The 24,676-nt window shown below is 48.8% G+C and carries 27 protein-coding genes; 10 read left to right on the top strand and 17 right to left on the bottom strand.

The features are described 5' to 3' along the window. Positions 1 to 158: 158 nt before the first annotated feature. Complete coding sequence (locus IJG50_02770; GenBank protein MBQ3378770.1) at positions 159 to 998, top strand: patatin family protein; 840 nt, start codon at positions 159 to 161, stop codon at positions 996 to 998. Positions 999 to 1,075: 77 nt separating this feature from the next. On the opposite strand, the gene IJG50_02775 is transcribed toward IJG50_02770, so the two are convergent. Then, positions 1,076 to 3,160, bottom strand: a complete 2,085-nt coding sequence (locus tag IJG50_02775; protein MBQ3378771.1) for an S-layer homology domain-containing protein — start codon at positions 3,158 to 3,160, stop codon at positions 1,076 to 1,078. Between the two features lie 450 nt (positions 3,161 to 3,610). Between IJG50_02775 and IJG50_02780 the strand changes: the two genes are divergently transcribed. Next, on the top strand, positions 3,611 to 4,189 hold the full coding sequence (locus tag IJG50_02780; protein ID MBQ3378772.1) for a TetR/AcrR family transcriptional regulator: 579 nt from the start codon (positions 3,611 to 3,613) through the stop codon (positions 4,187 to 4,189). A 68-nt stretch (positions 4,190 to 4,257) separates the two neighbouring features. Here IJG50_02780 and IJG50_02785 read toward each other — a convergent pair whose 3' ends face one another. The 4 genes from IJG50_02785 to IJG50_02800 are packed head-to-tail and all read right to left on the bottom strand — an operon-like array spanning position 4,258 to position 7,588. Then, positions 4,258 to 5,055: an SDR family oxidoreductase gene (locus tag IJG50_02785; protein MBQ3378773.1), complete on the bottom strand. Its 798-nt coding sequence runs from the start codon at positions 5,053 to 5,055 to the stop codon at positions 4,258 to 4,260. Between the two features lie 45 nt (positions 5,056 to 5,100). After that, positions 5,101 to 5,901, bottom strand: coding sequence for an SDR family oxidoreductase (locus IJG50_02790; GenBank protein ID MBQ3378774.1), 801 nt, complete (start codon positions 5,899 to 5,901; stop codon positions 5,101 to 5,103). Positions 5,902 to 5,947: 46 nt separating this feature from the next. Continuing rightward, positions 5,948 to 6,748 (bottom strand): SDR family oxidoreductase, encoded by an 801-nt coding sequence (locus tag IJG50_02795; GenBank protein MBQ3378775.1) that lies wholly within the window; start codon positions 6,746 to 6,748, stop codon positions 5,948 to 5,950. A gap of 39 nt (positions 6,749 to 6,787) precedes the next feature. Beyond that, a complete protein-coding gene (locus tag IJG50_02800) occupies positions 6,788 to 7,588 on the bottom strand; it encodes an SDR family oxidoreductase (GenBank protein ID MBQ3378776.1) in 801 nt (266 codons plus the stop codon). A 582-nt stretch (positions 7,589 to 8,170) separates the two neighbouring features. On the opposite strand from IJG50_02800, the gene IJG50_02805 reads away from it, so the two are divergent. Next, positions 8,171 to 9,550: a radical SAM protein gene (locus tag IJG50_02805; GenBank protein MBQ3378777.1), complete on the top strand. Its 1,380-nt coding sequence runs from the start codon at positions 8,171 to 8,173 to the stop codon at positions 9,548 to 9,550. A 564-nt stretch (positions 9,551 to 10,114) separates the two neighbouring features. Continuing rightward, positions 10,115 to 11,887: a choice-of-anchor J domain-containing protein gene (locus tag IJG50_02810; protein MBQ3378778.1), complete on the top strand. Its 1,773-nt coding sequence runs from the start codon at positions 10,115 to 10,117 to the stop codon at positions 11,885 to 11,887. A 216-nt stretch (positions 11,888 to 12,103) separates the two neighbouring features. On the opposite strand, the gene IJG50_02815 is transcribed toward IJG50_02810, so the two are convergent. The 12 genes from IJG50_02815 to IJG50_02870 form a co-directional block, all read right to left on the bottom strand. After that, on the bottom strand, positions 12,104 to 12,298 hold the full coding sequence (locus IJG50_02815) for a rubredoxin (GenBank protein MBQ3378779.1): 195 nt from the start codon (positions 12,296 to 12,298) through the stop codon (positions 12,104 to 12,106). A 30-nt stretch (positions 12,299 to 12,328) separates the two neighbouring features. After that, positions 12,329 to 13,270 carry an MBL fold metallo-hydrolase gene (locus IJG50_02820; GenBank protein ID MBQ3378780.1) on the bottom strand — a complete coding sequence of 314 codons (942 nt, stop codon included), beginning with the start codon at positions 13,268 to 13,270 and terminating at the stop codon, positions 12,329 to 12,331. Between the two features lie 2 nt (positions 13,271 to 13,272). Then, positions 13,273 to 13,722, bottom strand: a complete 450-nt coding sequence (locus IJG50_02825) for a MarR family transcriptional regulator (GenBank protein MBQ3378781.1) — start codon at positions 13,720 to 13,722, stop codon at positions 13,273 to 13,275. Positions 13,723 to 13,811: 89 nt separating this feature from the next. Then, positions 13,812 to 13,994 carry a transcriptional regulator gene (locus IJG50_02830; protein ID MBQ3378782.1) on the bottom strand — a complete coding sequence of 61 codons (183 nt, stop codon included), beginning with the start codon at positions 13,992 to 13,994 and terminating at the stop codon, positions 13,812 to 13,814. Between the two features lie 13 nt (positions 13,995 to 14,007). Continuing rightward, on the bottom strand, positions 14,008 to 14,457 hold the full coding sequence (locus IJG50_02835) for a Bfr protein (GenBank protein ID MBQ3378783.1): 450 nt from the start codon (positions 14,455 to 14,457) through the stop codon (positions 14,008 to 14,010). 156 nt (positions 14,458 to 14,613) lie between these two features. Beyond that, entirely contained in the window at positions 14,614 to 15,162 is a 549-nt protein-coding gene (locus IJG50_02840; GenBank protein ID MBQ3378784.1) for a TetR/AcrR family transcriptional regulator C-terminal domain-containing protein, read from the bottom strand. A 201-nt stretch (positions 15,163 to 15,363) separates the two neighbouring features. Further along, positions 15,364 to 15,840: a pyridoxamine 5'-phosphate oxidase family protein gene (locus tag IJG50_02845; GenBank protein MBQ3378785.1), complete on the bottom strand. Its 477-nt coding sequence runs from the start codon at positions 15,838 to 15,840 to the stop codon at positions 15,364 to 15,366. Between the two features lie 13 nt (positions 15,841 to 15,853). Beyond that, a complete protein-coding gene (locus IJG50_02850; GenBank protein ID MBQ3378786.1) occupies positions 15,854 to 16,342 on the bottom strand; it encodes an HD domain-containing protein in 489 nt (162 codons plus the stop codon). 186 nt (positions 16,343 to 16,528) lie between these two features. Further along, positions 16,529 to 17,179 carry a YitT family protein gene (locus tag IJG50_02855; protein MBQ3378787.1) on the bottom strand — a complete coding sequence of 217 codons (651 nt, stop codon included), beginning with the start codon at positions 17,177 to 17,179 and terminating at the stop codon, positions 16,529 to 16,531. 71 nt (positions 17,180 to 17,250) lie between these two features. After that, entirely contained in the window at positions 17,251 to 17,670 is a 420-nt protein-coding gene (locus tag IJG50_02860) for a winged helix-turn-helix transcriptional regulator (GenBank protein ID MBQ3378788.1), read from the bottom strand. A 93-nt stretch (positions 17,671 to 17,763) separates the two neighbouring features. Beyond that, positions 17,764 to 18,603, bottom strand: coding sequence for a metallophosphoesterase (locus tag IJG50_02865; GenBank protein MBQ3378789.1), 840 nt, complete (start codon positions 18,601 to 18,603; stop codon positions 17,764 to 17,766). Positions 18,604 to 18,672: 69 nt separating this feature from the next. Beyond that, positions 18,673 to 19,704, bottom strand: a complete 1,032-nt coding sequence (locus IJG50_02870) for an acyltransferase (GenBank protein MBQ3378790.1) — start codon at positions 19,702 to 19,704, stop codon at positions 18,673 to 18,675. Positions 19,705 to 19,890: 186 nt separating this feature from the next. On the opposite strand from IJG50_02870, the gene IJG50_02875 reads away from it, so the two are divergent. From IJG50_02875 to IJG50_02900, 6 genes are all read left to right on the top strand, one after another. Continuing rightward, the gene (locus IJG50_02875) at positions 19,891 to 20,376 is read left to right on the top strand and encodes a GNAT family N-acetyltransferase (protein ID MBQ3378791.1); all 486 of its coding nucleotides are present in this window, start codon (positions 19,891 to 19,893) and stop codon (positions 20,374 to 20,376) included. A 31-nt stretch (positions 20,377 to 20,407) separates the two neighbouring features. Next, on the top strand, positions 20,408 to 20,737 hold the full coding sequence (locus IJG50_02880; protein ID MBQ3378792.1) for a rhodanese-like domain-containing protein: 330 nt from the start codon (positions 20,408 to 20,410) through the stop codon (positions 20,735 to 20,737). Positions 20,738 to 20,831: 94 nt separating this feature from the next. Next, positions 20,832 to 21,212: a rhodanese-like domain-containing protein gene (locus IJG50_02885; GenBank protein MBQ3378793.1), complete on the top strand. Its 381-nt coding sequence runs from the start codon at positions 20,832 to 20,834 to the stop codon at positions 21,210 to 21,212. A gap of 26 nt (positions 21,213 to 21,238) precedes the next feature. Next, complete coding sequence (locus IJG50_02890; protein ID MBQ3378794.1) at positions 21,239 to 22,159, top strand: DMT family transporter; 921 nt, start codon at positions 21,239 to 21,241, stop codon at positions 22,157 to 22,159. A 26-nt stretch (positions 22,160 to 22,185) separates the two neighbouring features. Continuing rightward, positions 22,186 to 23,130 carry a DUF1848 domain-containing protein gene (locus tag IJG50_02895; protein ID MBQ3378795.1) on the top strand — a complete coding sequence of 315 codons (945 nt, stop codon included), beginning with the start codon at positions 22,186 to 22,188 and terminating at the stop codon, positions 23,128 to 23,130. Between the two features lie 63 nt (positions 23,131 to 23,193). Next, a complete protein-coding gene (locus IJG50_02900; protein MBQ3378796.1) occupies positions 23,194 to 24,558 on the top strand; it encodes an MATE family efflux transporter in 1,365 nt (454 codons plus the stop codon). Positions 24,559 to 24,676: the final 118 nt, after the last annotated feature.

The following is a 24,676-nucleotide window of genomic DNA, read 5'->3' on the forward strand; positions in this document are numbered from 1 at the left end:
TATTTAGAAAAAGGGAGCGCATTCGCTCCCTTTTTCTATTATACAAAATCCGTATTTGTTATATTTTTTTACAAATCGGCCTGTTTGTCTTTTGATTTGCATTTTTTCATGTGATAAAGTAAAAATAGATAAAAGTAACTACGGAAAGGTTGAGGCGCATGATAGGCATCGTGGACGCAGGCGGAGGACTCAGAGGCATATACGGTTCGGCGGTTTTCGATTTTTGTCTTGACCATAATATCAATTTTGATTATCTTATAGGCGTTTCGGCGGGCAGCGCGAACGTAGCTTCGTTTTTGGGTCGTCAGAAGGGAAGAAACAGAACGTTCTATATGGAGTATTCCATGCGAAAGGAATACATGAGCCCCGGAAATTTCATAAAGCACGGCTCTTATCTCGATCTTGATTATATTTACGGCACTCTGTCAAATTCCGACGGAGAGTATCCGCTCAATTTCGATATGTTTTCCAAGGCTGTTGCAAAGGTCAAGATAGTTGCGGCCAATGCGCTCACGGGCGAGACGAAATATTTTGAAAAAGAGGACTTTAAGCGAGACGATTACAGCGTATGCAAGGCGTCATCGGCCATACCTATGGTGTGCAAGCCGTACGTTATAGACGGCGTGCCGTATTACGACGGAGGCATATCCGATCCCGTGCCGATAGAAAAGGCGCTGCGCGACGGATGCAAAAAGGTAATAGTTATACTTACGCGTCCGCTTGATTTCAAACGAATACAAAAGAAGGACATTTGGCCTGCGCGCATCGTAAGAAGAAAATTTCCAAAGGCTGCCGAGCTGATACTGCAACGCTATAAAACGTATAACGACAGCGTGGCGAAGGCAATACAGTATATGAAGGAAGGGCGCGCGCTCGTTTTGGCTCCGGATGACCTTTGCGGCGTCGAGACGCTTACGAAGGATAAGGACAAGCTTCAGATGCTCTACGAGAAGGGGTATAACGACGCGCGGCGTATATTGGACTTTTTAAAGGAATAAAAGGAAAGACAAAAAAAGAGACGAAGCCGTCTCTTTTTTTATGCGATGGATCGCGCTGTCTTTTTGATAATTGCGCCTTATGAGAAAAATTCAGCGGTTTGAGCCTTTGCCGATTCATTTGTTGTTGAGGCGCTTATTGTTATACCTTCCGCAATGTTCGCGTCAGGCATAAGCTCGCTGTACTGCGTTAAGATCCGACCGAAGCCGCTGCCGAGATTTATGCCGAAAGGAACTACCGTTTTTCCTGCGAAGCTGTTCTGCTCCAAAAATACTTTCACAGGCTGAGGAAGCTGTCCCCACCATACGGGCGTACCGAAATAGATCGTGTCGTATTGCTCAAGATCGGGAAGCGTTTTGCGGAAAGTAAACTGCTTATCGTTTTGCTGATCTTTTTGTGCAATGCTCACCATAGTTTCATAATCGGCAGAGTAGCGTTCGTTTATTTGAATTGAGAAAACGTCCGCATTCTTCAGAGACTGAATTTCGTCGGCCATGACTTTCAGAGTGCGGATATTCTGATTTAATCGTCCGTCGAGGCTTGCGGAGGACACCGCGTCAACATCCATATCGCCGGGGTCCACGTTTTCCGCGTAGTCAAAGTAAATCACAAGGGCTTTTTTCTCTGTATCGGAAGCGGGAGCTGCGGGAGCCGCCGCATCGGTATTTACGCCGCCCCAGATATCGGGAAGGGCATTATAGAGATAGATCTTTACATTGGGCATATCATGGACTCCGCCCTCGTGTACCCGATATGTGATGTTGCCGGCGCTCATATCGGAAGAGGTAAAGCGGAACGTATCGGTATACTGCCTCATCGCGTCAAGCTGAGCCGTCATCATCGGCTGGGCAATGTCGTCTGTTCCGGTCATGGCATAGATGAAGAAGTCGTTTGCGGTATAGCCCTGATCTGCAACGGCCTGCGCCAGCTTTTCGGCAGTTTCCTTTGCCTGTGACTGGCCGCCCTGCATGGATACGGTCCAGCTGTCGCCGCTTATGGGGATAAATGTGGCGAAATCATCAAGGAGCTGCTCAAATACGAACCAGGTAGTTACCGATCCCATTGAAAAACCGCCGAAAGCGCGGTGTTCACGTGACGCTTTGAAACCGGCCGCATCCGCCGTCGGAGCGTATGTGGAATATGCGCTCTCAACTGATGGCATCAGATAATTTGCAAGCTCGTTGGGGAACTCGCGCACGGCGTCATAAGAGCCGTTTACGCTGCTGTCGTTATGCGCGTTAGTATAAAACGTAGGCGTTACGATAAGAATAGGGGCCATTTCACCGTTTTCTATAAGGTGGTCGATCGCGTTTTTGATGTCGTTGCTTTGATCTGCGCCGCCGAATAAGGTTTCTGCGCTGCCTCCGCCTCCGTGCATAATATAGAGTATGTCATATTGTTTGCTTGAGTCGTAACCGTATGGAACATAGACGTAAGCGTATTTTGATCCCGCTGCCGTATCATAGTCGAAGCGCACTATCTCGCCCTGTTTTGCCGCAGCGGTAGTGTAAGACTCGGGTATCGTTTTCATGGCTTCGGAGAGGTCAACGGTATTCAGCGATGACGATTCGCTCATGGCGAGATAAGCTGATACCAAAGCGGCGACCTGAGCGCGCGTCGCGTCGGCCTTCGGAGTAAAGGTATAATATGCCGAAGTAGGAGCAATTTGTTTCTCTCTTGCCCACGTTGCCGCCTGCGCGGCATAAGCGCTTGAGTCGGAAGCGGCAGACGCCGCAGGCTCTCCCGCCATGCGCCAAAGCATTGTTGCAAGCTGCTCCTGCGTGGTGGCATTGTTCGTTCCGAACAGGCCGCCGCCGATCCCGTTTACAATATTGTTTTGCTCAGCCCAAAGAACCGCGTCGGAATACCACAGCCCGTCTTGAGTGTCGGTAAAGCTGTCTTCGCCTGTTACCGCAGGTTCTCCCGCAATGCGGTACAGCACGGTGGCAAGCTGCGCGCGCGTAAACACATCATCCGGCGAAAACTTGTTATCGCCCGTACCGTTCATTATGTCCTTTGATTTGAGATGGGCGGCAGCCTCTGCGTACCACGCGTCGTCGGGGACGTCGTCATAGCCCGTTTTTGAAGCCGCAATACAGGGTGCAGCGATTGCCGCGATCATGACGGCAGCTATAAGGATCGCTAATATTCCTCTTTTTTTCATGGTTTAAATTCCTCTCTTTCATTAAGGTTCGTTTAAAAATCATCGAGATATTCGGCGATATATATTTTTAAGAATGAGGCGCGGCGCAGCAGCGCCGGGCAGTCATTTTCACTTTTTGAGCGCGCTTTGCGCCGCCGTGCCGATCGAACGATAACACGTCTTAACGGCCGTCCGGAAGGACATTCTTGCAGACTTACGGGTCGGGGAGCTGAAATATCCCCCAAACCCTCAAGGGGCATTTTTACTCCGTTTGATAAAGTCATATATTACGTTAAAACCACGGCCCTCGCTTTTTTTATTTTAATACTCTTATGTTGTTTTTTGCTCGCAAGTCCATTATAATCAACATGTAACTATTTGGCAATGGCCACATAAAGAAAATTAAAGGCTTATGCAACACAAGTTGCCCATTTGAGGAATAAGTATATGCCGGAGAGGGAGAACAAGTCAATGAAGCCGATCGAACAAAACAAGCAGGACCTTCGTGTGATAAAGACGCATGAAGCCATACGCCGGGCATTTGAGGAAATGATGATCGAAATGGAGTATTCCGAGATAACCGTGAAGGAATTGGCGGCGCGCGCCAGGATCAACCGCAAAACATTTTATTTGCACTATGAACATATGGACGATCTGCTGGCCGAGCTTCAGGATGAGATAGTTTCCGATTTTATCAGTCAGGACGTATCATATCACAGCCTTGCGGACATCAAGCGCATCACGCGGTATTACTTTGAGTATGTTACAAATATGTCGCCGCTGCATGAGCGGATGCTCTGCACAGGCCCCTCCGGCCACATAGGAGATATGGTGAATGCAAAGATAATGGAATATCAGGCAAAAAAATATAAAGGGGCGTTCAGTAACGATCCCTATGAGGATAACCTTGTCTTCGCTTATTTTGCCGCAAACTCTACTATCCTCTATCGCCAATGGGTGGCTGACGGGAAAAAGATGCCGGTGGAGGATTTGATCCGCGCTGCAACGAAAATAATCTGCGGTGGAATGAGCGCGTATGTAAAAGCGTGAATCCTAAAACGGCAAAAAAGAAGCATCCGCCGCATTTTTGCGGCGGATGCCTTTTGTGTTTGGATCTTTTAGTTAAGTCTCATGCCGCAGTCAACGTTCAAAGACTGGCCGGTGATGTTCTTAGCGTAATCGGAGCAGAGGAATAAAGCGGCGTTGCCCATGTCCTCGCCGGTCTGGAAGCGACCCATAGGCGAGAAGGTCTTTAACGCTTCGAGAGCTTCTTCTCTCGTGCAGTTTCTTGCCTTCATATACATGGTTATCGTAGAGCTGTTCTGCTGGTCGCCGAGACCCGTAACTACGAGGCCGGGGCAGATGCCGTTTACGTTTATATTTTCTTTTGCAACGGCAAGCGCTATCGACTGGGTAAGACCCATTACGCCGAATTTGGAAGCCGCGTAATGCGCGCTGTTCGGATTGCCTAAACGCGAAGACGCCGACTGAATGTTTACTATCTTGCCGGCCTTCTTGGGAAGCATATATTTTAAAGCCGCATGGCAGAGATTATCTACCGAAACGAGGTTTACATCGAGCGTAAGCTTCATTTCCTCGGGCTTCGTCATCATATAGGGCTTATTATACATAACGCCCGCGCAGGTAACGAGATTGTCGATGCCGCCGTCGGCGTCAACTATCATCTTCATCGTATCCTCAATGGCGTTAAGGTCGGTCACGTCGAGCTTTACCGCAACGGCCTTGCCGCCTGCGGCGTTTATTTCATCGGCTTTTTTCTTTGCGTTTTCTTCAAGCCAGTCGGCAACGTATACTTTCGCGCCTGCCTTTGCAAATACGTCGGCGATGCCGCCGCCTATACCGCCGCCTGCGCCGGTTATAAGAACGTTTTTACCTGTAAAATCAAAGTTTACCATGAAAGTCCCTCCTGTAATTTTAATAAGTTTTAAATACGGGAACGCTTAGTTGAGTCTCATGCCGCCGTCAACGTTCAAAGACTGTCCCGTGATGTTTTGCGCGTAATCGGAGCATAAGAAGAGCGCCGCATATCCCACGTCCTCGGGCGTCTGGTAACGTCCCATTGGCACGTTCTTCTCAACGAGAGATTTAAGCACGGCTTCTCTCGGCTGTCCCGTGCTCTTTGAAATAACGTCCCAGAGGTTCGAGCCCTGCTGATTGCCGAGCCCCGTAACAATGAGGCCGGGGCAGATGCCGTTTACGTTTATGCCCTCTTTCGCAACGGCAAGTGCAATGGACTGAGTAAGGCCCATAACGCCGAATTTCGATGACGAATAATGCGAGCATATAGCCGAGCCCTCGCGCGAGGACGCCGACTGAATGTTTACTATCTTGCCCTGTTTTCTCGGAACCATATAATTAAGAGCCGCCTGGCACGTGTTGTTCACCGAAAGAAGATTTATCTCGAGCAGCGTTCTGAACTGCTCGTCGGTAGTCTTCATGTAGGGCACGTTGTAGCATGCGCCGGCGCACGTAACGAGATTGTCTATATTGCCGTCCTCTTTGACTATCCTGTCGATAAGGGCGTAGATATCGTCTTTTTTCGTAACGTCGAGCATTACGGGAACGGCTTTGCCGCCATTTTCGTTTATTTCGGCGGCCTTCTTTTCGGCATTTTCCATTTTCCAGTCGGCAACGTACACCTTCGCGCCTGCCTTTGCAAATATGTCGGCGATGCCGCCGCCTATGCCGCCGCCAGCGCCGGTTATAAGAACGTTTTTACCTGTAAAATCAAAGTTTATCATGACAGTCCATCCTGTAATTTTATTGTGATTTTAAGTACGGGAACGCTTAGTTGAGCCTCATGCCGCCGTCAATATTCAAAGACTGTCCCGTGATGTTCTGCGCGTAATCGGAGCATAAGAAGAGCGCCGCGTAGCCCACGTCTTCGGCCGTCTGGAAGCGTCCCATGGGGATGTTCCTGTCAATAAGCGACTGAAGTATAGCCTCTCTCGACTGACCGCTGCTCTTCATTATAACGTCAACGAGGTTGGAGCCCTGCTGTGCGCCGAGCGACGTTACTACGATGCCGGGGCAGAGACCGTTTACGTTGATGTTGTCTTTTGCAACGGCGAGCGCGATGGACTGAGTAAGGCCCATTACGCCGAATTTCGACGACGAATAGTGTGAGCATATGGGCGAGCCCTCGCGTGAGGACGCCGACTGAATGTTTACTATCTTGCCCTGCTTTCTCGGAACCATATAGTTAAGAGCCGCCTGGCACGTGTTGTTTACCGAAAGAAGGTTTATCTCAAGCAACGTTCTGAACTGTTCGTCGGTGGTCTTCATATAGGGGATGTTGTAGCATGCGCCCGCGCATGTAACGAGATTGTCTATATTGCCGTCTTCTTTGACTATCCTGTCGATAAGGGCGTAGATATCGTCTTTTTTCGTAACGTCGAGCATTACGGGAACGGCTTTGCCGCCCTTTTCGTTTATCTCTGCGGCCTTCTTTTCGGCGTTTTCCATTTTCCAGTCGGCAACGTACACCTTCGCACCGGCTTCGGCAAATACGTCGGCGATGCCGCCGCCTATGCCGCCGCCCGCGCCCGTAATGAGTACGTTTTTACCGGTCATATCTATTTTCACCATAACGATTATCTCCTTATTATATTTATCGAAGACTCAAAATCAGTCGAGCTTCATGCCGCCGTCGATGTTGAGCGATTGAGCGGTGATGTTCTTCGCCATATCGGAGCATAAGAACAGCGCTGCGTAGCCTACGTCTTCGGGCGTCTGCATGCGTCCCATGGGAACCGTCTTTGCTACGAGGGTCTGAAGCATCTGCTCCTTAGGCTGGCCGTAAGCCTTCATAAGCACATCCCAGAGGTTCGAGCCCTGCTGAGCGCCGAGCTGGGTGTCTATAAATCCGGGGCAGAGGCCGTTTACGTTGATATTGTCGCCCGTAACGGAGAGCGCTATCGACTGCGTAAGGCCCATTACGCCGAATTTCGACGCTGCGTAATGCGAGGTCAGCGGATGGCCTTCGCGCGAAGCGGAGGACTGGATATTAACAATCTTGCCTTCCTTGCGCGGTATCATGTGCTTTAAGACTGCCTGACATGTATTGTTTACGGATATCAGGTTTATCTCGAGCAGCGTGCGGAGCTGATCCTCGGTCGTCTGCATAAAGGGTATGTTGTAGCATGCGCCCGCGCACGTAACGAGGTTGTCGATCTTGCCGTCGTCGGCAACGATTTTGTCAACGACTGCGGTGATGTCGTCTTTTTTCGTAACGTCGAGCATCACAGGTACGGCGTCGAAGCCGTTCGCCTTTAATTCTGCGGCCTTCTTTTCGGCGTTTTCGATTTTCCAGTCCGCAACGTAGACCTTCGCTCCCGCCTGAGCGAATACGTTTGCGATACCGCCGCCGATACCGCCGCCTGCGCCGGTGATAAGTACGTTTTTGCCTGACAGATCAATGCTTACCATATAATTATCTCCTTTATAATAAAATTTTTCTAAAACAGGCACTCTAAAGACCGCGCGCGGTTTTTTCGCCGCGTTTTGCGGTTTGTTCAGAATAAATAAAACTTATAAAGAAATGATAACATATTTATTTATATTTTACAACCTTTTTTTGGCTATATCGAAGCATTTGCTTCAAAAAGTCTTTTGCGTGATTTAACAATAAACTTTAAAAGTACGCAATGATCGAAATAAATACTTGATAAAAGGCGATATTTGAGGAAATGCAGCTGTTTTGTGCTCTTACAACGCCTAGATCCTAATGGAGGGGTGTAAAACCATATGTGTTTTTCGACTTTTTAGACAATTTGTCAATTGTGTAACAAAAAAGGCCGATCCGACATTCAAAATCGAGTTTTTTGCAAAATAGCGTCTAAAATGGCACAAAAAACGCATTTTTTGTTTATTGAAATCTAAAAAATGCGATACTATAATAAGGTTTATAAATAAAATCAAACATCTGCGTATTTTTACACGGCTGTTTTTATTATTTATCTTTTTTGCCGCCGCGCAGATCGTTTTTTGAAAGGAAAGGGAAAAACGAGTATGAAGGTACCGAATATTATAAAGGAAATGGGCTTCAGCGTTGCCTACAGCTATCTTGACAAAAATCCCGAAGAAAATTTACCCAAGCTTCTCGATATGATGGAGAAGATCGCAGGAAACGATTTCGGCCCTCAGATCCAGGCTTTCAGAGACGCCGCAACCAATCAGGACGGCAACTGGTTCAAGCTCATAAAGAGCGTATGGACAGATATAGACGACAACGTGCGTCACACGCTGTTCAATAATTTCTTCCTTAATGCAAGCCTTATAGGATGGGACAAGCAGGAGAAGTTCAGAAAGAAGTACGGCTGCAACGTTCCGTGGGCGATACTCATGGATCCCACCTCGGCGTGCAACTTAAAGTGCATAGGCTGCTGGGCTGCCGAATACGGAAACAAGCTCAATATGTCCTTCGAGCAGCTTGACGACATCGTGCGCCAGGGCAAGGAGATGGGCACTTATATGTACATCTTCTCCGGCGGCGAGCCGCTCGTAAGAAAGAAGGATATTATCCGCCTCTGCGAGAAGCACGACGACTGCGAATTTTTGGCGTTCACCAACGCAACGCTTATTGACGAAGCTTTTGCAGACGAGATGCTGCGCGTTACGAATTTCATTCCGGCGATAAGCGTTGAGGGCTTTAAGGAAGCTACCGACTCCCGCCGCGGCGCAGGCACGGTCGACGCCGTTATGAGAGCGATGAAGATACTCAAGGAAAAGAAGCTGCCCTTCGGCGTATCGTGCTGCTATACGAGCCAGAATTATGAGGTGATAGGCTCCGAGGAATACTTTGATGCGATGATCGAGTGGGGCGCAAAGTTCGCTTGGTTCTTTACTTATATGCCGGTAGGCAAGGACGCGGTGCCGGAGCTTATGGCAACGCCCGAGCAGCGCAAGTTCATGTACGATCAGGTACGCAAGTTCAGAGATACTAAGGCGATATTCACTATGGACTTCTGGAACGACGGAGAATTCGTTGACGGCTGCATAGCGGGCGGACGCAATTACCTCCACATAAACGCGAACGGAGACATCGAGCCCTGTGCGTTCGTTCATTACTCCGACTCCAATATAAAGGACAAGACGCTTCTTGAAGCGTATATGTCGCCGCTCTTCATGGCGTACAAGGCGGGACAGCCGTTCAACGAAAACCACCTTCGTCCCTGCCCGGTGCTCGACAATCCGCACTGCATCTCTCATATGGTGCACGTGTCGGGCGCACATTCGACCGATCTTATGGCTCCCGAGGACGTAGACGTTCTTGCAGGCAAGTGCCAGAAGCGCTCCGAGGAGTGGGGCGAGGTCGCAGACGAGATATGGAGATGCAACAACTGCCCGAACTTTGGCCTTGAGGATAAAGAAAAGACGGAAGCAAAATAATATATATCGCATTAAAAAACAGCGGCCCGCGCGGCCGCTGTTTTGCATTAAGCTGTTTTTTTTAAAAGGGAAGGCCGCAAGGCTCCTCGCCGCCGATAATGGCAGCCTGGGAGCCGTGGCGTGTCTGTTCGACAAAACGGAATTTGAGATCCCCGAAATCATAGGCGTTTTCGGTACATCAAGGCAGAGCGCAAAGATCTGTACACGGAATTGCCGAGCATCGGCAGGCTTAACACCTGCATTGCTGACATTAACGAACAGGCAATAGAGCAAATGCTTCTGCGAAACAAAGCATACGGCCGGTTTTAGAGGGATAAGCCTTGACCTTGAGAGGGCTTTATGCCATATTACAGATGAGGTATTAGGGAGCAGCTGGCGCATCTGCGCAACATATTTCGTCAGTACGGGATATCCCCGGAATTTGTTCGAAGTAGCGGGACTTTTACCACAGCGTCGGTTGTGGTAAAAGTCTTTTTTATCCCCTTATATGTAGAAATTAGCGCTGGGACAGAGTTTCCCGAGGCGCTCCGCGACGATATTCAAAACTGCAAGGAGATTATGACCATGAAACTAAAACGTTTTTTCGCTGTGTTCCTCATTCTCGCGCTTTGTCTGAGCCTGTGTTCTATGGCTGCGTTTGCAGCGTCAACTATCACGCTTCCATACAGTTATGATTTCAGTGATGCGTCAGAACTGAATAATTGGAAGCTTATATATCACGCTTCAAGCGATAGTTCTGATCACAGCGGCATTTATAATGATTATGGTAATAACCTCTTTAGGTTTTATTATATGACTAAAACTTATGGGGATAATTATTTGATCTCGCCGGAGATTTCCGGAGGATCAGCCGTTACCTTCAGTTTCAGATGCAAGGCGGGACACAAATCATATTCGGAATCATTAACCGTAGGTTATTCGACCACAAATAATGACGTGGGCAGCTTCACCTTCCTAAATACTGATATCGATATTCAAAAAGACGATGAAGAATGGCATACTGTTTCTGAATCCTTCCCCGCCGGAACAAAGTACGTAGCTATACGATATTATGAGCATGGCGATGATAGTGCAGCTTTATTTATCGATGATATCAGCATCACCGAAGACAGTGTTACCGATTATGATCTTTACGTTGCCGGGACCCAGGTGACCAGCGCCAATGCTGCGGACCTGTCCGTGATCAGCGGCGTCAGCGTGGCGCCGGGCGGTGAAGCAAGTTATGACGCTTCAGCCAACACCCTGACCCTGAACGGGGCGACGATCACGGGCCTTGACAGCGCCTCTGTAAGCAGTTACGACGAGGACGGCGGCATCGTGTATGCCGGAAGTGAAGCCTTCACGATAAATGTCACCGGCGGCGACTCTGTCATTACCGGCGGCAATACAAATCGGAACTCATCGTCGGGACTGTTCATCGGCGATCCAAACGACGTGTGGTCATATTCCGGGAGCTTCAATGTCGGGATAAACATTGCCGATGGAGCATCCCTCACACTCACCGGCGGCGTACCTGAAACTACGTATGCATATGCTGCGAGCAGTGGTCTGCACAGCATGACCACCGGTACGCTGACTGTTTCCGGAGCGGGTACGCTGAACGCAAACGGCGGGGCAAGTATTTACAGCTACGGCTTGATCGCGAACGGATCGCTCGTGCTGTCCGATTCCGGCAGCGTCAATGCCAAAGGGGCCGACGCCGGTAGCTTCAGCTGCGGAATTACGGCTTACGACGTCTATGTGAACGGAATGACCGTTATCGCACAAAGCGGCAGCGCAGATACGGAAAGCGGCGGCATTCTGGTGCAGGGCGGCTGGATGAACCGTGGCGACGTAACCATCACGGCAGGCTCTGTTACAGCTGAGGCAGGGACCGCATCCCTAAGCCGCGGGATCGTCTTTGATAAGGATATGACTGTCAGCGGCGGAACGGCGAAGGCCTCGGGCAATACTGTCGCTCTGAGCAAACCGCCGGTTCTTGGAAGCGGCGTCACTGCCGGAGGCAGTGCTGATGCAGACGGAAGCGGCGCAGTGCCTTACAACTCCGATGACAACGCTTCTTACAAGTGGGTCCAGATCCCCTTTGACCCCGCCGTCTCCTCCGTCGAGCTTGACGGCTCAAAAGCCGTCGTGACCTTGGCAAAGAGCGGGGCCGGGCACACGCTCTATCTGGCCGGCTACACCGCCTCCGGGCAGATGCTGGAGGTGTTCGTTCGGGCGGTGCAGAGCGGTGTAAACGAGTACGCGTTCACCCTCAACAAGTCGGCGGCTTACGTCAAGGTATTCCTCACCGACGGGGATGCAAGGCCGCTGTGCGAGAGCGTAAAGCGCAGCTGACTTCCAAGGTGAAGAACAAGGCGGATACCCCTACCGCGACCCTTACCGCCGCCGCTTGCTTGACAAGGCAGCAGGCGGCAACAGATAAAAAGTTTCCCTTGTTTTTGCCCTATAAGTGCAAAAACAAGGGAAAACGTAGCCTTTTATTACAGCATACCTGCGAAAAAATGCAGGAAAATCAATATGTTTCAGAGATCCGGACAGACAAACCGGAAATCACAGAGCTTTGAATTTTTCCTTTTTGCGCTTGCATCTGGGGCAGCGCCAGTCGTCCGGGAGATCCTCAAACTTTGTTCCCGCGGGAATATCATGTTTCGGATCGCCCTTCTTTGGATCATAAATATAGCCGCACGGACATTTGTAGCGTCCGTCGCCCAAACTTACCGCATCAAGTTTATCGTTTTCTGCCATCTTTATTACCTCCCTTGTGTCTTTTGGGATTTAGGCCTTACTAAACTTTTCTTTCGTCTTTTTGCAGCGCGGACATTTCCAGTCGTCCGGCAGATCTTCAAATGCGACGCCGTCATGTTCCGCAGGATCATATACATAGCCGCAGACGGAGCATACATACTTGCCGGTTGCCTCTGTCTTTGAAAAATCAACTTCGGCCAATACCGTAGGAACAGGATCATTAAGATCCATCACACGCTTTGCCTCAAGATTTTCATAACCCTGCGGCGTGTGTGTCCCGCAGTAAACCGTCGGATGATCGCGAACAAAATCACGGACGCGATCAAGCGTCTCGCGCGCTGCGGGAAGATCATCAAACACCACCGAAAGCTTATTCTCATACAGCGCATCATCCGTGTAGGTGATATCTCCGTGGAGCATATAGAACAAACCGTCGTTTTCTACGATAACGATGCTGTTTCCGTTGGTGTGGCCTTTCGCTTTGATGAAATAAATTCCATCCGCGATCTTCTGACATTTGGGGAAGTTGTAATACGCGCCGTCCGTATATTCGACAGGTACAATATTATCTAATTCCTGAAGCTCCTCAGCGGATGTTTCCTCTGCGCCGACATAGACCTTTGCATTAGGGAAGGATCTAAGTTCACCGGTATGGTCGGCATGCTTATGCGTCACAAGGATTTTCGTCACCTGCTTTGGATCATACCCAAGAGCTGCGAATGCCTCCATGTAGCTTTGGATGTCTTTTCCCGTATAAAGCAGGCTATTTTCATCCGGCACTTCCTCGGGCATTTCGACCGGTATTCCTGTGTCGACAAGAATGACCTCATCGCCGGTATCGATCAGGTAGTTCTGCAAACTGCCGCGATAGCGTATATTCTTATCAAACTTATCCATGCCTTCCTCGCCGCCAAAGATGAAGGGCTGGGTGTAAAAACCGTCTTTTCTGAATTTTACCGCTTTTATCTCCATATTTATACCTCCATTTGCATAATCGCCTTATCCAGTAATTTCTTCAGCGCTATAAGCTCGTCGCGTTCGAGTTTCAGACAGCCTTCCATTTCGAAGGGCACCTTTATCGCCTGATCCTTCAGCGCATTTCCCGCTGCCGTCAGTTCAACAAACAGTTTTCTTTGATTCGCTTCAGGGCGGATGCGTGTGATGTGACCCTGCTTCTCCATCCGTTTGAGAAGCGGCGCCAGCGTTCCTGAGTCGAGATATACTTTTCTGCCAAGTTCGCCTTCTGTCATGCCGCCGAATTCCCAGAGCACCATCATCACAACATACTGCGTATAAGTAAGCCCCAGTTTCTCTAGCGGTTTCCTGTACTGCCGCACGACTTCTTTTGCACAGGCATACATTGGAAAGCAGATCTGGTTTTCCAGCCGGATGCAGTTATATTTATCGTACTTGTCACTCTCCATGTTATACCTCTTTTGTTTCACGTTACTGTTAAAAAACCGGTACACCTCATAGGATCGGAGGGACGCCGGTCTTGCAGGCGTCGATACCGTTATTTTTCGGCAGGCTCCCACTTGCACCTTACGGGGGAAACGATAGAGCCTTCCTTTTTCATCGCTGCAAATGCCTTGTCAACGACCTTGCGGTCGAGTCCGGTCAATTCAGCTACTTTGCCGGCATTCAAAGGTTCCCCGGCCTTTCTCATAGCCTCTAAGATCTGTTCCTTTTCACTCATGACGATCACTCCTTTACTCACCGAGCATCTCGATCAGGTAGTTATCCATACCGATCTGTTCGATCAGGCAGAGATGAAGCCGTACCCAATTATAGTGATCCTGCTCTTCAACAATGAATTCCTGGATCATATGTTTGGTAACATAGTCGTCATCAAACATGGAAAGAGCCTTGCTCATCATCGGGAGAGCTTCCGCCGCTTCCTTTAGGTCATATTCCAGCATCTCCTTGATATCGGTGATCACAGGATACTCCTGAATCTCAACAGCGGGAGTCTCGCCCAGCTCGATCAGACGGGCGTTGACCTTCTTCGCCTCATCCCATTCTTCATCGGATTCTGCCATGATCTTGTCAGAAAGCTTATTAAGACCGCGTGCCTTTAAAAGCTGCGCATGAATGGAGTGCTGCTGGGAATTGCCGAACCATCCCTTTGACAGATACTTTAAAAACTCAATTTTTGTCATCTCAATCGACCTCCGTTATAAGTTTTAAAATTGTGGTTGCGCGCTGTATCATTGTGCGCAATAACTAATTATAATTATATCCACGAAGGCGGCGCTTTCAATTAAGAACAATGCTTTGATCTCTCATAATGAGAGAAAAGCGTTAAACTCTCTCATTTACAAAAGGTGCTTTTTCAGCGGTTGTGGGATCGACTGCTCATAGACTTTTGCAATTTCTTCCAGCGTTGTATTGATCTCTCCCATAATCCACTCGCAGGCGAGACCTACGAAGCCATGGCAATACATTTTTACATACATCATTTCCTCATGTGTAAGCTTCTGATTACCGTTGACAGATAATATGTACTTTTCCAGAGCGGCACAATTGATCTCCGTCATATATCGCATAAATGAGTCATGACCCGAAGTATGCTGCAGCAGGTTCACCAGATAGTCTTTATTATCGTTATACAAACGGGCTCCGTCATAGAGTGTTTGCTTCCATAAATAATCATCCGCACCGGTCTGATCTACGATCTCGGCAACAGATCTGGTATGTTCCCATGCAATAAGATCATACTTGTCCTTAAAATACCGGTAGAAGGTCGCCGGTGAATACCCGCAGTTGTCCACGATCTCCTGAATTGTGATCTTGTCGATGCTTTTCACCGCCGCAAGCTCCTGAAAGGAAGCTGTGAGTATTTCTTTTGCCGTTTTACGTTTCATATCGATCACCTGTAATTGAATGTATTTGTTGTCCGATCCAGACCTCGAACATGAACGCGCCGTTTTTAAATCTCCGTTCCTCCGACGTCCGGAACACGGCCGCGACCCTGCCGCGAAGCATACGCGATCTGTATCTTTCCGCCGCCGCTTGGGCAGTGGGGGAGTCGAGTTTCGTTTAATTGTCATCTTAATATTTTTCCCTTATTTCTCATGTACAAGTTTTCCGGTCATGTGATCAATGCTGATTTCCACCAATTGTACTCGGCCTAAGTCTCTCGCGATCTCAGCGTCGACTTCCGCGGCGGATGGATAATATTTCATGCCGATAGCTTTTGCCTTTTCATAAACAACGGGATCATCCGTAACAAGATGTGCTTTGCCGAACACTACCACGCTTGTCACAAAGTAAGCCCAGTCGCCGTCTTTCAGCGTTCCGGCATTCCACACTGTAAAACAAACTTTCTCATTGTTTTTTATCGCATCGATCTTATGTCCTTCTTTTGCACCGTGAAAGTAGATTTTCTCATTTTGCGAATCGTAGTAAAAATCAAGAGGAATGACGTAAGGATATCCTTCATCCCCAATCACAGCCAAGGCTCCGCGTTTTTCTGTATTCAATATTCTGATACATTCTTCCTTTGAAACTTCCTGCTTCTTTCTTCTCATTGCTCTGAACATAATTAAATCCTCCTTAAATCATGTAGATTGATTTCAGGATTTCTGTTCCTGACTTTGTCTTGAATATCCGTTCACAGGTGTTTCTGATATTTTCCGGAGGATATTGGCTTTCATCTGCATTTACAAGATAGTCGGCCTCTATAAGAATTTGATAATCCAGCCCTTGTATATTACCGAGCGTATGGTGGCGACCGATAAGATAAACTATTCTTTCATTTTCATCCTCGGCCAGTCCGCAGTCCTTCAAAAACTCCTGCGCAAGCGGCATTCCTTCCCGCTCTTGATATTTCCCATTGGTATTTCCGTATTTTTCTCGGCAAAGCGGGCAGGCAATATCGTGGAGTATGGCTGCTGCCTCCAGAATTCTTTGTGTTTTTTCATCCAACCCTTCCAACTCTCCTATGGTTTTGGCAAATCCCCATACCTTCAGCAGATGGTTGACGTCGTGTCGGTTTCCCTCAGAATAATCGATCATCTTTTTTAAAATATCTGCTATCTGCATTTTCTGCCTCCCTTTATCTCGATATCTAAATCACAGCCGCGACCCTATGGCGCATTCCCTTTAATATATTCCCACGGAGGATTTTCCGCTGTCAGATACGCGCCTAGCCGCTGACGGTCAAATACACGAAAGCCCTAAAAATACGGCGCTTTTTCGCACTTTATGCGTCTTTTCGCGTCGTTAATATTACGCCTCGGCGCGTGAGGAGAGTATAAACCTGTCGATAAAGGCAAGCTTGGGTCTTATGGTTCTTGCTATAATGCCAACGAGCACGGCGGAGATAACGGTGCCTTCGCGCACGCTTATGAGGCCGCCGAAGTATATAAGGCTCATTACGGCGGCGATGACGGTCATCGACACGTCGAAACCCACCTTTGTTTTGCCCATATCCGTGTTAAAGACAAGGCATACCGCATTCACGCAGCCCTCGCCGGGAAGCATTGCGACGTTTGCGACAAATTCAAGCGCCACCCCGATGCCGAGTACTGCGCAGCCGATGAGAAGAAGTATTATCTTCAGCGCGTAGTTCTCGGGAGAAAGCCACATAAACATATACGACGTTATGTCGATAAACGCCGACAAGAGAAATACAAGCGGTATCTCAAGCCAATGCTCTGCGCGGAATCTGCGCCTAAGAAGTATCAGCTGAAAGGCGATGAGCGCGAGGTTCACGATAAACGTAAATTCGCCCAAGGAGAGCGAATATTTTAATGCTAACGTATACGGTACGCTCGTTATCGGCGAGGTGCCCAGCGTTGCGTTCGTTATAAGGTTTATGCCCACTGCGTTTATAAAAAGCCCGATTATCATCACCATGTACCGTTTTGATACTTCTATCGACCGTGCGCGGTCGAATCTCAAGCGTTTTTCGTTATGTTTCTCCATGGATGCTTCTCCGTTCTTCATTATTATATTTCGGATACGTTTTCGTATATCTCTTTTAAAAGCTTAATAAACTCACGCCGCTTTTCTTCGGATATTTTTCCCCATGCAAGCGCGTCGGTCCTTTTAAAAACCTCTTCCATTTCGTCGGAGGCCGCGCGTCCGGCGTCCGACAGGGAAATAAGAGTACGACGCCTGTCCCTTATGTCACGGCGGATCACTATGAGCCCGGCGTCCTCCATGCGGGAAAGGATACCCGTTACGGTGGATTTGTCAAGGTCGAGCGCGTGTGATATCTCCGTCTGCGTGCATTCGTCTTTGTATCTTAACAGCTCCAACACCTTGGGCTGACCGGGGGAAAGCCCCTTTGAAAGCGCCTCGCCCAGCAGTCTGCGGTAAAATCTGTTCTGCGTTATAAGCATCATATTGTGGAGAGAGTCGTTCACAAGAGCACCTCACATTAAAATTGGTTTGCATACAAACTAATTTTAATACAAAAAGCTCTTTTGTCAAGAGCTAAAGAGAAGTATTTTTATGATCTATTCCTTACAGGCAGGCAAAAACTTTATTACGATAAGCTCCGGAGGATTGAATATTCGCATAAAGCGGGTCGATCCGCGCGCAAGTCCGCGGCTTATGATAATGGGCGTACCGTCGCAAGCCTTCATCCCACCCGCAAATTTCGGGAAAAAGCCCTGATTCGGCGCATAAAGTCCGTCGATAAAGGGCCAAAGCCTTAGCTGCCCGCCGTGCGCATGCCCTGAAAGCACGAGATTAAAGCCTAAGTTTGCATATTCGTAAATACGCTCGGGACGGTGGGACAAAAGCAGAGTGAACGTATCGTCGGATATGCTTTCAACGCAGGCTTTAAGCTGGGCTGCAAAAATATCCTCGCCTGTTTCGGGGTCGTCAACGCCGCATACGTTTATCGTTTGGCCGTTTACAATAAGGCTTTGAGCTTCACCGGAAAGGACGTGTATGCCCATGCTCTTTAGCATATTCTTTACGGCGTCGATATCGCCGCGCCAAAATTCATGATTTCCGCTGACATAATAGCAGGGGTAACGCTCTGAAGCATAAGAAAGAAAGATAAGCGCGTCTTCGGGCGGCATTTTATCGTCTATTATATCGCCGGCTAAAAATACAGCGTCCGGCGCGGCGTCTGAAAGCGCGCGTATAAGCGTCTGCTGATTTTCGCCGTAACGGCAGCTGTGCAGATCGGTCAAAAGCACGGCGGTGAATGAAGCGGACAGCTTATCGCTTTTTACCGTATATGTCACGGTATGAAGGGAGACGTCAAACGCAAAAATCAAAACGAGCAAAAGTGACGCTGCGAATGCAGCCCATATGCGCAGCTTTTTGCCTCTTTTTTTCATCATAAAGGACCTCATATCTTTTATATTGGCACAGAGCCGCTATATTCTATTCTAATGAGGCCGATTTTATATTTAAATAAGTATTTTTTTCAAAACCTTCACGCGGCTTATAAGGAAGGTTACTGCGAAGCTTACGACGGTCGTCACGACGAACTGCAGGGGCACCGTAAGCCCCACATGCTCGGGCGTGTGATCGGCGAAGATTATTTCCATGACGAGAACGTGTATAAGATACACGCCGTATGTAAGCGAGCTTAACGTAAAAAATACGTGCGCCGCGCGCCGCGACGTTATCTTTTTTGAAAGCTCCTTAAATAATACGAACAGCGCCGCGCTCGTGCAGTAGGCAGGCAGGGAATAGCCGCCGTTGAAGAAAGCGTCTATAAGCTCCGGCGAGGAATACGATATAGTACCCAGCACGCCTAAAAGCGCGCCGCCTATGCCGCAGGCGTATATGATAAGGCGGACGCGAAGCGAAAGCTTTGTGCGCCCGAGAAGATAGCCCATGACCGTAAAGCCGGCGTAGCCGAGTATCGCGCTGTCGAAACGAAAAAGCCATACGCCGCACAGCTTATTTATGAGCGGGCAGATCGTTGCGGGAAAGAGTATCACGAAAAGCGCGTATATAAGCTGGACGTTCGTCGCGCGCGTAAGGAACGGCTTTATTATAGGTATGAGCAGATATATGAATATGAGCGTATATACGAACCAGAAGTGATACGATATGCCCATAGCGGCAAATCCGTAGAAAAAGTCTCCCACATTAGCGTATGACTGCGTCGTACATGCGAAGTAGACGTAATATACGACGTTCCATATAAAGAACGGTATGAATATCTTCGGTATGCGGCGCATAAGAAACTGCCCCGGAGTCAAAGGACGCTCGTCCGATATGATAAGAGAGCCGCTTATCATAAAGAACAGCGGTACTCCCGTTCTTCCCAGCGTATTTAGAATATTTAAAGCGTGCCACGCCGGAGTGCCGTAAAGAGCGGGTTCAACGAGAAGCTCGGATACGCAGTGAAGCATTATCACGGCTAAAATGGCAAACGTGCGCAGTATGTCCATATACAGAAGATGCGGATGGCTTTTCTTTTCGGACATTTTTCGGGGATTTCCTTTCTTTTGAATAATATTATTATTTTATCACAAAGCGGCAATATGTAAAGTGCGGTTTTAACGGCGGGATCACGCCTTTTTTTCATTAATAATCATTGAAAATAATCATTGAAAGGCGGCAAAGAATGCTTTAAAATATATTGTGATCCGGTCAAGAAAAGGTGAGCGCGTATGTATATAAGAACGGCAAAAAAAGAAGACCTTGATATGATAGCCGCCGTTGAGGCTGAGTGCTTTCCGCCCGCGGAGGCCGCATCAAGGGAAGAGTTTGAGAATAGGCTTAAATATTATAAAGACCACTTTTGGCTTATGATAGAAGACGGCAGGATCATTGCTTTTCTCGACGGCTTCGTAACGGACGAGCCCGATATAACCGACGATATGTACTCCCGCGCCGATATGCATAACAGAGACGGGCGCTGGCAGATGATATTCGGCGTAAATACGCTTCCCGCGTACAGAGGGCGCGGCTGTGCGGGAGAGCTTATAAAAAGGGCGATAAGCGACGCGAAAGAGCAGGGGAGAGCGGGGCTCGTGCTTACGTGCAAGAAGCGGCTTCTTCATTATTACGCCCGGTTCGGATTCGTAAGCGAAGGACTTAGCGAAAAGTCGCGCCACGGCGGAGCCGAATGGTATCAGATGCGGCTCTTATTTTGATATACAAGAATACTTTTTAGGAGCGATCAAAATGGGATTTTTCGACTTTGCGAAAAAAAGCGGCAGGACGGCGAATATAAACGCGGCGTCAAAAAACCCGCCCGAATCAGCCGTTTTTCTTGACGTAAGGAGCGCGCAGGAATACGCGCTCGGCCACATCCCGGGAAGCGTTAATGTGCCGCTTATGGCAATAAGGCGGATAGGGGCGAAGGTGCCCGATAAAAGCACGCCGCTTTTCGTGTACTGCCAGTCGGGCGCGCGAAGCCATAAAGCCGCGATATATCTTACGGACGCGGGCTACACGAACGTGACGGATATCGGCGGATTAAACTCGTACAGAGGCCCGCTTGAGAAAGCGTGAGAAGAACGGACAATAAAGGAGCGTTTTTATGAAAAAAGATACTATCGTAAAAAAAGGACGATGCGTTAGCTTTTTATGCGCGGCGGCGGCAGTCATGCTCGTATGCGGCCTTCTTTTCGGCTGCTCTCAGACGCCTGACGGCGACGATACGGAGCGAAAGCCCCAATATACGCAGATATCGCAAGAAGAGGCAAAGCTTATGATGGAAGAAAACGACGGCCTTATTATAGTTGACGTAAGAAGGCAGGACGAATACGACGGCGGCCATATCCCGAACGCCGTATGCATTCCCAACGAGTCGATAGAGAACGAAATGCCCGCAGGTCTTCCCGATAAGCAGCAGGTGATACTCGTCTACTGCCGAAGCGGCAACAGAAGCAAGCAGGCGGCGCAGAAGCTTGCCGATATGGGCTATGCTAACGTTTACGAATTCGGCGGTATAATCGATTGGACGGGCGACGTTGTAACGGATTAGTTTTAAAAAAGAGACAGAGAGGTAATATGTCAGCTAAAAGAAACTTTGGCAGTCTTCTTTTGATAATAACGGCGATAATATGGGGAACGGCCTTTGCCGCCCAGCGTTCGGGAATGGATCTTATCGAGCCGATCACGTTTACCGCCTCGAGAATGGTGCTCGCGGCGGCAGCCGTGGGATGCGCCGCGCTCGTAATGGCACGAAAAGGCGCGCGCGCCGCCGTCGAGCGGACGCCCGAAGAAGATAAGCGATATAAAAAGAATACTATAGCGGGCGGGATACTCTGCGGCGTATTTCTGTCTACCGCCACGATATTCCAGCAGATAGGCCTGGTATATACGACGGCGGGCAAGGCTGGATTTATAACCGCGATGTATATGCTTTTGGTGCCTGTCGTAAATTTCATCGTTTTCAGAAAGAAAAACACATGGCTCGTATGGACGGCGGTGCTCACAGGCGTTATAGGAATGTATCTTTTATGCGTAAACGAAGGCCTAAGCCTTACTCGCGGCGATACGCTCGTATGCATATGCGCGGTGCTGTTTACGGGGCATATCCTCTGCTGCGACAGGTTCGCCGCACGGGGAGACCCTATCCGCATATCGGCGATACAATTCGTAACTGCGGCTGTGATCTCCGGCGCGGCCGCTTTCATAGCGGAGGATCCAAGCTGGGATAAGGTGATATCGGCGGCGATACCGATACTTTACTGCGGCATAGTATCGGGCGGCATAGGATATACGCTTCAGATAGTGGCGCAGAGATCGACCGATCCGACGGTCGCTTCGCTTCTTTTGAGCCTCGAATCCGTATTTGCGATCATAGCGGGGGCGCTTATACTGGGCGAGCGCATGAGCCCGCGCGAGCTTGTCGGCTGTGCCGTTATGTTCGCTGCGATAATCCTAGTTCAGATACCTCTGCCCGATAAGAAGAAAAACGTGACGTAAACGATATAGCATTAAAAGAGATAGATATGATAATAAATACGGGAGCAAGAACGGACACGGTGCAGTATTTTACGCCGTGGCTTTTAAATAGATTTAAAGAGGGATACGTGCTTGTGAGAAACCCCATGTTTCCCGAAAAGGTCACGCGATATGAGCTTACGCCCGATAAGGTGGACTGCGTGGTGTTTTGTTCAAAAAATTACGGGCCCATACTTTTGGACCTTCATAAAATAACGGACAGGTTCAACACCTTATTTCATTATACGATAACCGCATACGGACGGGATATCGAGCCTGGCGTACCGTCAATAGACGACAGCATCGAAACGCTTTTGCAGCTTGAGCGTAAGGTGGGGAAAAAGCGCATCATATGGCGATACGACCCCGTGCTGCTCACAAAAAAATATACTTACGACGTCCATATGGAGACGTTTGAATATATGGCAAGACGCCTTGCGCCTCACGTTGACAGATGCGTTTTCAGCTTTGTTGAGATGTATAAAAAGCTTAAAACGAATATGCCCGAGCTTGAAGCGATAACGCCTCAAGACAGAGAAAGGCTTGCTAAAGGCATAGGCCGCACAGCCGAAAAGCACGGTCTTTATATCCAAACGTGCGCCTCAGACGCAGACTATACGAAATACGGCATACACGCTTCGGGCTGCATTACGCTTGAAATGATAGGCCGCGCAAACAAAGTGCGCTTTCGCCCCTTAAAGCATAAAGGCATGCGCGAGGGCTGCGGCTGTATAGAAAGCCGCGATATCGGCGCATACAACGCCTGTATAAACGGATGCAGATACTGCTATGCAAATAAAAGCGCGAAAAAGGCCGCCGAAAACTTCCGGCTTCACGATCCCATGTCGCCGATGATCCTGGGAAGTCTTTCGCAAAGCGATATTCTTACCTTCGCCGCGCAGAAAAGCTATCTTTCAAAAGATCAGCCCGACGGACAGCTTACGCTTTTTTAGCGGCGAAAAGAAGAAAACGAAAAAGATCATAATTACTTTCAATAAGGAGAACACCTCGTAAAAATGGGCGCGACAGAGCTTTTCGGAGAAGAAAAAATATCAAGGCTTATTTTTAAGCTTGCGCCGCCGATAATGATAGCGCAGCTTATAGTCGCGCTTTACAATATAGTTGACAGCCTGTTCATAGGAAGTTATTCACAGGAAGGGCTTACGGCGCTTTCGATAATATATCCCGTGCAGCTTCTTATGATAGCGCTTTACGTAGGCACGGGGGTGGGCATAAATACGTGTATCGCGGCGAAGCTTGGAGCGGGCGAACAAAAGAGCGCGCGTGAATTTGCTGGCGTAGGCACGCCGCTTGCAATTATCATATGGGCGGCGTTCGCTTTGGCGGGATATGCTTTTATGCCGGCATATGCCGAAATGTCAACAGATTCTCAGACTGTTATATCAGACGTCGTAGTTTACGGAAGAACGATATGCGTGCTCAGCTTCGGGCTCTCTTTGGAAAGCGTGTGGACAAAGGTGCTTCAGGCATACGGCGACATGAAAACGCCGATGAAGGCGCAGATAGCGGGCGCGGCCGTCAATATCGTGCTTGACCCGATCCTTATATTCGGCGCGGCGGGACTTCCCGCCATGGGCGTCCGAGGCGCGGCGATAGCTACCGTGATAGGGCAGACGGCGGCTGCCCTGATAGTTTTTCGCGGCGGATTTGTAAGGCCGCCCGAAAGAAAGGTGTTTTTGCCGCATATAGCCGATATTTACCGCCTAGGCATACCGAATATACTTATGCAGTCGGCGTATACGTTTTATATTCTGGGGCTCAATCTTATATTGGCGGGCTTTTCCGATGCGGCCGTTACCGCGCTCGGCCTTTATTATAAGTGGCAGACCTTCTTTTTCATACCGCTTGAAGCTATGCAGACGTGTATTGTGCCCATAGTAAGCTTTAATTTTGCGGCGGGAAATATGGCGCGATGCCGCGAAACGCTGAAGGCCTCCGTTCTTTTCGGCATGGCGCTTATGGCCGTAGGGACGGTTTGCTTTCTTATAATGCCCGAACAGCTTTTAAGGGTGTTTACGTCTGACGATTTGATAATATCAATAGGGACAGTGGGCTTTCGCTATGTCGGCGTAAGCTTTATACCTATGGTAACGTCGCTTATATTCCCCGTGCTGTTTCAGGCTATGGGCATGAGCTTTAAAAGCTCGGCGCTTACGGTATTAAGAACCGTCGTGCTGTTTGTGCCGCTTGGGTATCTCTTTTCAAGGTGGGGGCTTGAGCATTTCTGGCTCGCTTTTCCCGTAACGGAAACCGTAACGACGCTTGCGGGCTTTGCGTTTTATGCAAGGCTTCCTAAAGCGGGACGCGCCGAGAGAGCAAAAAAGGAGGACAAAGTAAAAAAGTATTTAGAAAAAATTTGATTTTGCAGTACTTTTGTATAAATATTCTGTTATAATAATGACGATACATGATCGCAGGGCAAAAACGCGACAGAGGAAGGTGAAAAATACCGTGTTCGCCGTCCACAGCGGTTTTTAT

The sequence above is a fragment of the Clostridia bacterium genome (assembly GCA_017405765.1).
Lineage (GTDB): Bacteria > Bacillota > Clostridia > Oscillospirales > RGIG577 > RGIG577.